Annotated in this window: 11 protein-coding genes; 3 read left to right on the top strand and 8 right to left on the bottom strand. The window is 69.8% G+C overall.

Translation table 11 applies throughout. The annotated features are described in order from the left end of the window. The 3 genes from QHF85_RS28620 to QHF85_RS28610 all read left to right on the top strand — a co-directional run. Positions 1-569 (top strand): FHA domain-containing protein (locus tag QHF85_RS28620; RefSeq protein WP_281330519.1); only part of this gene is annotated, 569 nt, incomplete at its 5' end. Between the two features lie 19 nt (positions 570-588). After that, positions 589-1,905, top strand: coding sequence for a L,D-transpeptidase (locus QHF85_RS28615; RefSeq protein ID WP_281330518.1), 1,317 nt, complete (start codon positions 589-591; stop codon positions 1,903-1,905). Between the two features lie 27 nt (positions 1,906-1,932). Further along, positions 1,933-3,651: an AarF/ABC1/UbiB kinase family protein gene (locus QHF85_RS28610; protein WP_281330517.1), complete on the top strand. Its 1,719-nt coding sequence runs from the start codon at positions 1,933-1,935 to the stop codon at positions 3,649-3,651. Positions 3,652-3,733: 82 nt separating this feature from the next. On the opposite strand, the gene QHF85_RS28605 is transcribed toward QHF85_RS28610, so the two are convergent. From QHF85_RS28605 to QHF85_RS28570, 8 genes are all read right to left on the bottom strand, one after another. Beyond that, a complete protein-coding gene (locus tag QHF85_RS28605; protein WP_136928778.1) occupies positions 3,734-4,075 on the bottom strand; it encodes an ATP synthase F0 subunit C in 342 nt (113 codons plus the stop codon). 209 nt (positions 4,076-4,284) lie between these two features. Then, complete coding sequence (gene atpB, locus QHF85_RS28600; protein ID WP_281330516.1) at positions 4,285-5,058, bottom strand: F0F1 ATP synthase subunit A; 774 nt, start codon at positions 5,056-5,058, stop codon at positions 4,285-4,287. 60 nt (positions 5,059-5,118) lie between these two features. Next, positions 5,119-5,637 carry an ATP synthase subunit I gene (locus QHF85_RS28595; RefSeq protein WP_281330515.1) on the bottom strand — a complete coding sequence of 173 codons (519 nt, stop codon included), beginning with the start codon at positions 5,635-5,637 and terminating at the stop codon, positions 5,119-5,121. Continuing rightward, complete coding sequence (locus QHF85_RS28590; RefSeq protein WP_281330514.1) at positions 5,634-6,032, bottom strand: AtpZ/AtpI family protein; 399 nt, start codon at positions 6,030-6,032, stop codon at positions 5,634-5,636. Before QHF85_RS28590 ends, QHF85_RS28595 begins: the two co-directional genes overlap by 4 nt. Next, positions 6,029-6,694 carry an RdgB/HAM1 family non-canonical purine NTP pyrophosphatase gene (rdgB, locus tag QHF85_RS28585; protein ID WP_281330513.1) on the bottom strand — a complete coding sequence of 222 codons (666 nt, stop codon included), beginning with the start codon at positions 6,692-6,694 and terminating at the stop codon, positions 6,029-6,031. The genes QHF85_RS28590 and rdgB overlap by 4 nt, the downstream gene beginning before the upstream one ends. Further along, positions 6,691-7,455, bottom strand: a complete 765-nt coding sequence (rph, locus tag QHF85_RS28580; RefSeq protein ID WP_281330512.1) for a ribonuclease PH — start codon at positions 7,453-7,455, stop codon at positions 6,691-6,693. The genes rdgB and rph overlap by 4 nt, the downstream gene beginning before the upstream one ends. A gap of 97 nt (positions 7,456-7,552) precedes the next feature. Further along, positions 7,553-8,272: a hypothetical protein gene (locus QHF85_RS28575; protein ID WP_281330511.1), complete on the bottom strand. Its 720-nt coding sequence runs from the start codon at positions 8,270-8,272 to the stop codon at positions 7,553-7,555. 33 nt (positions 8,273-8,305) lie between these two features. Next, positions 8,306-8,860: a helix-hairpin-helix domain-containing protein gene (locus QHF85_RS28570; RefSeq protein WP_281330510.1), complete on the bottom strand. Its 555-nt coding sequence runs from the start codon at positions 8,858-8,860 to the stop codon at positions 8,306-8,308. Positions 8,861-8,998: the final 138 nt, after the last annotated feature.

Here is an 8,998-nt window from a genome sequence, read left to right as displayed (position 1 = left end):
CGCCGCCTCCGCCGGCCCCGCCGTCGCTGGGCGGTCCGCCGCCGCCTCCGCCCGGCTCGATGATGGGCGCGCCGCCTCCGCCGCCGCCCGGCCCGATGATGGGTGCGCCGCCGCCTCCGCCGCCGGGCCCGATGATGGGCGCGCCGCCTCCGCCGCCGCCCGGTCCTCCGGGGATCGGCTTCGGGGCTCCGCCGCCGCCTCCGCCGCCGTACGGCAACATGGCGCCTCCCGGCCCGCCGCCGGCCCCGCCTGCGCCTGCGCCGTCCGCGGCTGGTGGCATCCCGGGCGCGATCCCGCTCTTCGCCTACTACGGCGGCGAGCGGAGCGTCGTGAACAAGGACCGCTTCATCATCGGCCGCGGCAAGCAGTCGAGCGACCTGACGATCAAGGACCCGAACGTCTCGCGCCAGCACGCGATGGTCGAGTACCTGAACGGCCAGTACTACATGGTCGACATGGGCTCGACGAACGGCGTCGAGTTCAACGGCCAGCGCATCACGCGCAAGGCGATCGGCGAAGGCGACTCGTACCGGATCTGCGACCACGAGGTCCGGTTCTCCTACCGCTGATGCGCTGATGGGGGTCGTCATGGGTGGCTCGCGTGGACAAACCCTGCGAGTCACCCGTCACGCCCCGCCCTTCCTCTCCTTCACGCTCGCCGCGCTGCTCGTCGCCGGACACGCCCGCGCCTCGAACGAGCCTCCCTGGGTCGCGCCCGAGACCGAGCCGCTGCCCGAGGGCATCGTGAGCGCGCGGATCCTCAAGGCCGATCAGCCGATCCTCGCCTCGCCCTGGGAAGGCGCGCCTCGCCGCGGCTCGGCCGCGCTCGACGTGCACCTGCCGATCTTCGCCGTGCGCCGTGGACCTGGCTGCAAGGGCCGGTTCCTCTCGATCGGCCCGCTCGCGTGGGTCTGCGAGGACGCCGTCGAGCTCGCGGAGACGCCGTTCGTCAACGCCGGCTACCGCGCGATTCGCGAGACCGCGGACGGTTTGCCCTTCCGGTACTACTTCGTCGGCCCCGACGGATCGTTTGCGTACAAAAAGCTTCACGCGGTCGACATCGGCGCGCCCGACATGCAGCTCGAACCTGGGTTCGCCGTGGCGATCGTGGAGGAGCGCGTCGTCGAGGGCGCGCGCTACGGCCGCAGCCACAACGAGCTGTGGATCCCGATGCGCGACCTCGGCCCCGCGCGGCCGCTCGCGTTCCGCGGCGAGGAGATCAAGCCCGACGCGCCCGCGGACGCCTTGCCCTTCGCGTGGATCCTCGTCGACAAGGCGAAGGTGTTTTCGTCGCCGAGCGCGCTCGGCAAGGTGGAGTCGAGCCGCGCGCGCTTCGAGCGTGTGCCCTTCTTCGAGGAGAAAAACGCGGGCGGCGCGCGCTTCTCGCGCATCGGCGAGAACGCGTGGGTCCGCTCGTCGGAGCTACGACACCCGACGATCGCGCCGCCGCCGCCCGAGGTCGACGTCGCTGCGGGCGAGAAGTGGATCGACGTGGAGCTCGAGAGCCAGACGCTCGTGGCCTACGAGGGCAAACGCCCCGTGTTCGCGACGCTCGTCTCGACGGGCAAGGGCCGCGAAGGATCGGCGACGGCGACGCCGCGCGGGACGTCGCGGATCTGGGCGAAGCTCTTCACGTCGAACATGGACAACCTCGAGGACGAGGGCGCGACGCGGTACTACCGGATGGAAGACGTGCCGTGGGTGCAGTTCTTCGCGAAGGGCGTGGGCCTGCACGGCGCGTTCTGGCATCGATCGTTCGGCCAGATGCGCAGCCACGGCTGCGTGAACCTCGCGCCGCTGGACGCGCAGCGGCTCTTCTTCTGGACCACGCCGCGCGTGCCCGCAGGATGGACCGCCGCCTTGCCGAGCACGCACGACGTAGGCACGGTCGTGCGAGTACGCTAGAAGCCCTCACGACAGAGAGCGCTCACCATGGTCTCGATCGTCAACGCTGTTCGTGATCTCGGCCGACTGCGCCAGATCTACGTCGTGCTCGTTCGTCACGGCTTCGGCGAGCTCGCGCAGCGGCTCGGGCTCGGCGGTCGCGCACGCGCGCAAGCCCTGCCCGAGCTCCCCGCGGGCGGCGAGGCGAGCGACGCGCTGGTCGAGGCGCCCGAGGCCGACGCGAAGCGCGGCGAGGAAGAACGACGGCGCATCTCGCTACCCGAGCGCGTGCGGCTCGTGTGCATGGATCTCGGCCCCTCGTTCGTGAAGCTCGGCCAGATCGCCTCCACGCGCCCCGACGTCCTGCCGAACGACTGGATCGTCGAGCTGAAGAAGCTCCAGGACGAGGTCAACCCGCTGCCGTGGAGCGAGATCAAGAACGCGGTCGAGGCCTCGCTCGGCGCGCCGATCGAGGACGTCTACGAGCGCTTCGAGGAAAAACCTCTCGCCGCGGCGTCGATCGGCCAGGTGCACCGCGCGGTGCTCAAGCACGCGGATGGCCCGCAGGAGGTCGTCGTGAAGGTGCAGCGGCCCGGCGTGCGCACGACCGTGGCGCGCGACCTCGAGCTCTTGCACGCGCTCGCGAAGCTCATCGAGCGCACGATCCCCGAGTCGGCCTTGTACCAACCGTCGGCGCTCGTCGATCAGTTCGATCGCGCGATCACGAGCGAGCTCGACTTCGGCCTCGAGGCCGAGCACGCCGAGAAGTTCGCGCGGAACTTCGCGGGACATCCGCACGCGCGTTTCCCGCGCGTCTACCGCGAGGCCTCGTCGAAGACCGTGCTCACGCTGGAGCTCCTGCCCGGCGGCAAGGTCTACGACGAGATCCGCAACCATGGGCACAAGGGCCCGGCGATCGCGCAGGCCGCCGTCGGGATCGTCGTGAAGATGATCTTCGAGGACGGGTTTTTCCACGCGGACCCGCACCCCGGGAACATCTTGATCTCGGGCGATCCCGACAGCCCCACGATTGGCCTCATCGACCTCGGCATGGTCGGACGTTTGTCGCCGGAGATGCGCGACAAGACGCTCGACCTGATGGTCGCCGCCGTTCGTCAGGACCACCTCGGCGTCGCGGACGCGCTCTACGCGATCGGCACACCGACGAAGAAGGTCGACATGCGCGCCTACCGCGCCGAGGTGAGCGTCCTGGCGGAGAAGTATCTCGGCAGGCCGCTCAAGGAGATCGACGTGGCCGCGATGATCAGCGACCTCATGCGCGGCGCGAGCAAGTACGGCATCGAGATCCCGCCGGACTTCTTGCTCGTCGGCAAGGCGATCATGACGATCGAGGGCGTCGGCAAGGAGATCGATCCGGACCTCGACGTCTTTGGCGTCGCGCGTCCGTTCTTCCTCGATCTCCTGCGCAAACGTTACTCGCCCGAGCGCGTCGGGATGGAGCTCTGGCGCGGCGTCGAGCGCCTTTCCGGCGCTGCCTACGACTTGCCGCAACAACTCCGCGAGGTCCTCGACGACCTGCGCCTCGGACGCCTGACCTTACGCACCACCGATCCGACCCTCCCGCGGACGGTCGATCGCCTCGGACGCCGCCTCTTCGCGGGCTTCGTCGTGGCGACCTTCGTCTTCGCGGGGACGTGGCTGCTTCAAACGGATCGAAAGGATCCGCTCGGCATCACGCTCCTCGTCTTCGGCGTGCTCGTGATGTTCGGGCATGTCGCGCTCGACATGCTCCGCCACCTACGTTGACCGCCACATGCGCAGAGCAGGGCGCCGAGCTACCTCGACGCCCTGCTTCGCGGCCCGGTGAAACCGCGCGTGGCCTGTCCGATCAGAGCTGCGGGATCTTGCCCTGGAGCAAGAACGCGATGATCAGCGCGAAGAGCACGAGCGACTCGATGAGGGCCAGGCCGAGAATCATCGGCGTCTGGATACGAGCCGCGGCGCCCGGGTTGCGCGAGATGCCCTCGAGGGCGGCCGCAGCGGCGCGGCCCTGACCGAGCGTACCGCCGAGGGCGGCGATGCCGATCGCGAGGCCGGCGGCCAGCGCGATCATGCCGCTCGTGTCGAACTTGTTCGAAGCAGCAGCATCCTGCGCGAACGCCATGCTGGGAACGAGGGCCAGCGCGGTGGCGACCAGCGTGGACAGGGTGAGCTTGCTCTTGAGAGACATCCGATTCTGCTCCTTTCAGGCCACGCGCCCCCATGGGGGGCTGCATGCATCAATCGAGACGACCCACGGGGTTCGGGGGGACCGACTCTTGGTCCCAGCCCCTCGAGGGCTCGGGGGCTTCGCTTCGGGCGGCCCCGCTCTAATCCGAATCTGACGGTTTGGCTAGGGACTTTTTGAGGATTCCACCGGGATCTTCCGGTGGGGGCGCCTCAGTGGTCTCCGGCGTGGTGGTGCTCCGTGGCGAGGCCGATGTAGATGCTGCTGAGCAGGCAGAACACCAGCGTCTGCACGACGATCACGATGAGCCCGAGCATCATCACGGGCAGCGGCAAGAAGATCGCGACCAGGCCGAAGAACACCGAGGCGATGAGGTGGTCGACCGCGATGTTGACCATCAGACGCACGCTGAGCGTGATCGGACGGACGCACGTCGAGATGACCTCGATCGGGAAGATGAGCGGCGCGAGGTACCACTTCGGGCCCGCGAGGTGCGCGATGTAGCTCCAGCCGTTCTCCTTGATGCCCCAGATGTTGAAGGAGAGGAAGACGAGCAGCGCGCAGCCGAGCGTGACGTTCAGGCTGGACGTGGGCGGCGAGAAGCCGGGGATCAGGCCCGAGACGTTCGAGAAGAAGATGAAGCCGGCGGCGCCGCCGATCAGCGGGAAGTACCGCTTGGCGTTCTCCGCCCCCATCACGTCCTTGGCCATGTCGTAGAAGTAGCCAAAGAACGCCTCGAAGAACGTGCGCAGGCTGAGCCTGTCGTCCGGGATCACCGACTCGTCGAGCCGCCGGAACTTCGAGCGCACCGACATCGCCATCGCGATGAACACGATGATGATGAGCAGGCTCGCGAAGATCGGCTCGACCGAGTGGTAGCTCATCGGCTCGTGACCGATGAACGTGTGGCCGAGGTTCTTCGCGTTCTCGCGGAGACCAGGGAGGTGGGCCAGGAGGAAGGTCAGAAAACCAGTATGCTCGGGCATGACCGTCGTCGCTCCATCACCGGAGCGCTCCAATCTCGAACTCGTACTCGCTGCTCGATCTCAGGGCTCGTTCGAGGGGTCCCCCTCGTCGGCGGGCCTCGCCTTTAGCACATCTTCGCGCGGCGCGTCCCCGAAAGATCTTCGCGAACTTCGTGAACCAGACCCCGTCGTTCGCCGCCCGTCCCCCTCCTCTACGTCGTCCGGGGGCTTTGGGCCAAACAGCGTCCCCACCGTGATCCCAATGGGCAGCGCCCCATAACCCACGGCGAGCGCGAGCCCCGACGCGATCCCGCTGCGCAGGATGAGCCAAACCCCGCCCAGCAAAAGCGCGAGCTTCAACGTGGCGATGACCGCCCAGGGCGCCGTGTTTCCCCGCCGGGACAAAAAGGCCTCGCCCACCTGCGCGAACACCCAGAGGTTCACCGGCGCGAGCACCCCGCCAATCGCCACGCCGATCCCGAACCGCGGACCGCCGAGCGCAAACGAGCCGATCGTCAAGACGACCGCCGTTCCGATCACCCCGACGAGCGCCCCGCGCATCGGCGCGTCGAGCTTGGAAGGCTTCTCCGCGTCGCTCATCCGCCCCGCCTCCCGTCGGCCTCGTCGTCGTCACGCGCGCCTTCGTCGTCCTTCGTGGCCTTCGCGTCGCCGTCGTTCGTGATCGCAGGCGCGTCCTTGCGCTCGTCGGGCGTGTCGTACCGCGGAAGCGGATTGCCCTGCTCGCGCTCCTCGCGCTCGGCCTGGGCCTTCATCTCGCGCAGCGCGCGCTGGAAGGCCCGCACGGCCGCGCCGATGCCGAAGCAGAAGCCGAGGATCGCGAGGTACGGCTCGGTGCCGAATTTGCCGTCGAGCCAGCGGCCGCCGAAGTAGCCGAACGCGATCGACAGCACGACCTCGAGCCCGATCGTCCCGAGGCTGCCGACGCCGCGCCACTCCTCGACCTTCGGCGGGCGCTTGCGCTCCTTGCCGTTCACCGCTCGCCCACCACGCGCGCCGCCGTCGCGCGCCGGTTCTCGATCAACGCCTCGAGCACGGGCCGCATCGCGCGCGCTGCCTCGGCGCGGTGGCTGATGCGGTTCTTCTCGTCGTCGCCGAGCTCGGCCATCGTGCGGCCGTCGCCCTTGACGATGAAGAGCGGGTCGTAGCCGAAGCCGCCCGCGCCGCGCGCCTGCCGCGCGATCGTCCCCTCGCAGCGGCCCTCGCAGATGACCTCGGGCTCGACCTCGTTCCACGGATCGAGCAGCACCATCGTGCAACGGAAGCGCGCCGTCCGATGCTCGTCGTCGATCTCTTCGAGCGCCGCGAGCAGCGCCGCGTTGTTCTCCGAGTCGGTCGCGCCTTCCTTCGCGAAGCGCGCCGAGCGCACGCCGGGCCGGCCCGCGAGCGCGTCGACCTCGAGCCCCGCGTCCTCCGCGAGCGTCACCATCATCGCGGCCTCGGCCCCGGTGCGCGCCTTGATCAAGGCGTTGTCCACGAACGTCGCGCCGTCCTCGATGATCGGCGGCAGATCGGGCAGCACCTGCGAGAGCGGAAGGAGCTTGATGGGCAGGTCGGCGAAGATCGCCAAGAGCTCCGCGAGCTTTCCGCGGTTCGTCGTGGCGACGAGGATCGAGAGCGGCAGGTTCGGCTCGCTCATGCGAATCTCCCCGCCTGGAAGAGCGAAGCGAGCTCGACCCCCGCGGCGGCGAGCGCGCTTCGTTGCATTGCCACGAGCTTCTCGACGCCCGCGAGCCCGATGTCGACCATGCCGTCGAGCTCGCGCCGACCGATCGCCTCGCCCTCGGCCGTCGCTTGCACCTCGACGATCGCTCCACGCGCCGTGGCCACGACGTTGAGGTCCACGCGCGCCTGGCTGTCCTCCACGTAGACGAGGTCGAGCATCGCCTCGCCGCCGACGTGACCGACGCTGATCGCGGCCACCTGATCGCGCAGCACCGGCGCGATCTGGTCCGCGGAGCGCAGCTTCGCGAGCGCGAGCGCCATGGCCACGAAGCCTCCGGTGACCGACGCCGTCCGCGTCCCTCCGTCCGCCTCCAGCACGTCGCAGTCGATCACGATCGTGCGCTCGCCGAACGCGTCGAGGTCGATCGCGCTCCGGAGCGCGCGCCCGATGAGCCGCTGGATCTCCTGCGTCCGCCCGCTCGGCGACTTGCCGCGTCCTTCGCGCGCTTCCCTTCGCGCGCGGCTCGCCCGCGGGTGCATCTGGTACTCCGCCGTCAGCCAGCCTTTGCCCTTGCCGGCCATCCATGCGGGCACGACCGCGTCGATCGACGCGGTGCAGAGCACGACCGTGCCGCCGGCGCGGTAGAGCACGGAGCCCTCCGCGTTGCGGTGGAAGTGCGGGACGATCTCGACGGGGCGAGGTTCGGCGGGGCTACGGCCATCGGGGCGGGACACGCCGCGTCCTTAGCACAGGCCCGAGGCCGCGCAGTGCATCCTCACGCCCGGCCCTCGCTCTCCCGGCCCGGCCTGCGCGCCCGGTAGTCGGTTTTTGTCACCAGCTCACGGGATACGCTGTGGCGTAGAGCCCCTCTCCCGCTCCGCCCCGCGTCGCGGCGCGCTGGACGAGATAAAGCTCCTGCTTCGGACCCTGACAGACGAACGCGCCTCCCTCGGACGCGACGTACACCTGGCCCCCGACGGTCTTCATGGTGAACCCCTCGGGCCACGACTCGCGCTTCTTCAAGTACTCGAGCGCCATGTTCGACCGCGGCGGGACGTCCGACCGTTCGAGCGTGCGGATCAGCCGGTCCGCCTGGGAAAACGCCTGGCCCTCCTGCTTGGCGATGTCGCCGATGCCGACCTTCGCGGGGAGCTGGCCGGGACCGACCTCGTTCGCCGGCACGCGGCGCGAGCGGACGACGGTGAACTCATCGCTCGTCTTGCCGCCCTCGACGCGGTAGCCGCGGCCGATCCATCGACCGTCACCCGAAGGCACGACCGCGTTCCACGGCTTGCACGTGCCGAACGCGTTCAGCACCGCGCACGGTCCGCTCTTCGCGTCGGATGCGCACTTGAGCGCCTTCTTCAGCGCGGCGACGTCGAGGTCATCGGGCGCTGCGATGGCCTCGGGCGGCGTCGCCTGCGCGGGCGGCGCGGCCGAAGGAGGCGCGGGCGTCCCGGTTCGCGCGGGCTCGGCGGAGTCCCCGGCTGGCTCCTTGGAACACGCGGCGAGTGCGATCGAGACGAGGACGGCGAAGGGGCGCGTTCGCATGGGCGCGCAGTCTGGCACGCCATCGCTCGTCCGCTACGGCGGGTCGACGAGGAGCTTCGGCCGAAGCCGCGCGAGCGATTTTCGCCCGATGCCCTTCACGCGGAGGAGATCCTCCGGCCGCTTGAACCGCCCGAGCTTTGCCCGGAGCGCGAGGATCGCCTTGGCCTTCGTGGCCCCGATGCCCGGCAGCTTCCGCAGATCCTCCTCCGCCGCGAGGTTCAGGATCACCCTTCCATCGGCCGTCACCGCCGCCGCACCCGCGCCCGCATCCGCTGCCGCTGCCGCCCCCGCATCCGCTTCCGCGTTCGCTCCCGCTTCCGCTCCCGCGTCCGCTTCCGCCGCCGGCCTTGGCGCCGCTGCGCTCGCGCTCGTCGCCGGCGGACCGAGGTAAGCCCCGACGCGACGCGGCATCAACGCCGCGGCCGCGCCCGAACCCACGAAGGCGAGCGCCAAGAACCCGAGCGCCCCGAGCGCGGCTTTCCCTGCGAGCGGCATCCAGGCCGACCCGCGGAGCCGCGCTCCGATCGCCTTGAGAAACGCTCGCACCCGCGCTCCGACTTGCTTCTCGTCCTCTGCCGATGGTTCCACCGAGAGCCTCCTCGGCGGCGTCCTCGGCGAACTTCGTGCCACGAGCAGCGAGGCCGGAAAGCGCGTCAATTTTTGAGTACAAAGGGCCCGCGCGAGGGTGGCGACGCCATGGCGGCGGGGTGGCGACGCCATCGGGAC

Origin of the sequence: Polyangium sp. 6x1 (assembly GCF_029946515.1) — a bacterium.
Taxonomy (GTDB): domain Bacteria; phylum Myxococcota_A; class Polyangia; order Polyangiales; family Polyangiaceae; genus Polyangium.
Note: the sequence above shows the minus strand (reverse complement) of the source record. Positions and strands in the feature narration are given on the sequence as shown.